Source organism: Oleiphilus sp. HI0043 (assembly GCF_001634935.1).
The window spans coordinates 1-1,044 of the sequence record NZ_LWEY01000404.1; the positions used below are offsets into that span (position 1 = coordinate 1).

A 1,044-nucleotide genomic window follows, 5' to 3' on the forward strand; every position below is an offset into this window, starting at 1 on the left:
CGTCGACGGTTTGTATATCTACAACGCTGGTGACGATTCAATCGATACCGACCAAGGTTATATCGGTACACTTTCAAACGTTTATGCTGAGCAGAACATCGTTGATGACGAAACTGGTTCACGTGTAATTGAAGCAGATAGTCACAGCACCTCTACTGATGGTGACCCTAAAGCGCAACCTACTCTTGAAAACGCAATCTTGAAGTCAGTTGGTCGTGCAGTTCGCTTGCGCGAAGGTACAGACTACGTGTTCAACAATGTTCAAATTTTGGTTGAGTCTTCATCAGATGCAGACGTTGAGGCGATCCGTGTAAGTGACACTGGTGTTGATACTGATACTCGCGCAACGGTAACAGGTGCAGGTCTAGCGATTAAGAACAATGTAAACGCTAGTGCTGACCTGTTCACTGCAGGTTCTGAAGCTCGCTTCACTGTAGATGCTGGTAGCACGCTTTATACAGACGATGATACCTCTTTGACTATCACTGAGTACGATGCGAGCTGGGCTGAATAATCCCGCTTAAGTCTAAAAGTGTAAGGTCTTAGGAAGTTTAATGACAGGGATGTTAAGTCTAACTACAAGGAAGTAGTTGGACTTAAATAAATCAAAAGGCCCGCTGTGTAGTGGGCTTTTTATTTTGTAGGTATAAATTTAGCCACTCAGTTATTCGGCTCTTAAATAATGGAAGTATAGATTTGTTTCAAGTTGAATCCAAAAAGCGTTCAACCCTTATTAAAGAACGTTGTATTACTGCAACTCTCGCGATCTCAGCCGCAATTGCCATTGTTACAACTATTGGTATTTTGTTTTCTATCCTGTTCCAGGCGTTAGAGTTCTTTCAATTAAAAAGCCTTTGGTATTTTATTACAGGTACCGAGTGGCACATGAGCCATGGAGAAAGCTCCTTCGGTGCAGTACCGATTTTCGCCGGTACCTTCATGATCACAATTATTGCGTTAGCGGTATCGATACCCATTGGCTTGGGTAATGCGATTTATATGAGTGAATATGCCTCATCAGCTCAGCGAAAAATATTGAAGCCC

Annotated in this window: 1 protein-coding gene and 1 pseudogene; both read left to right on the forward strand. The window is 42.7% G+C overall.

The genetic code is table 11. From position 1 onward, the window contains the following. Window positions 1-514 (forward strand): hypothetical protein (locus A3729_RS32275; RefSeq protein WP_197475589.1); only part of this gene is annotated, 514 nt, incomplete at its 5' end. Window positions 515-696: 182 nt separating this feature from the next. Then, window positions 697-1,044: pseudogene (locus A3729_RS05320) on the forward strand (phosphate ABC transporter permease subunit PstC); the annotation flags it as partial.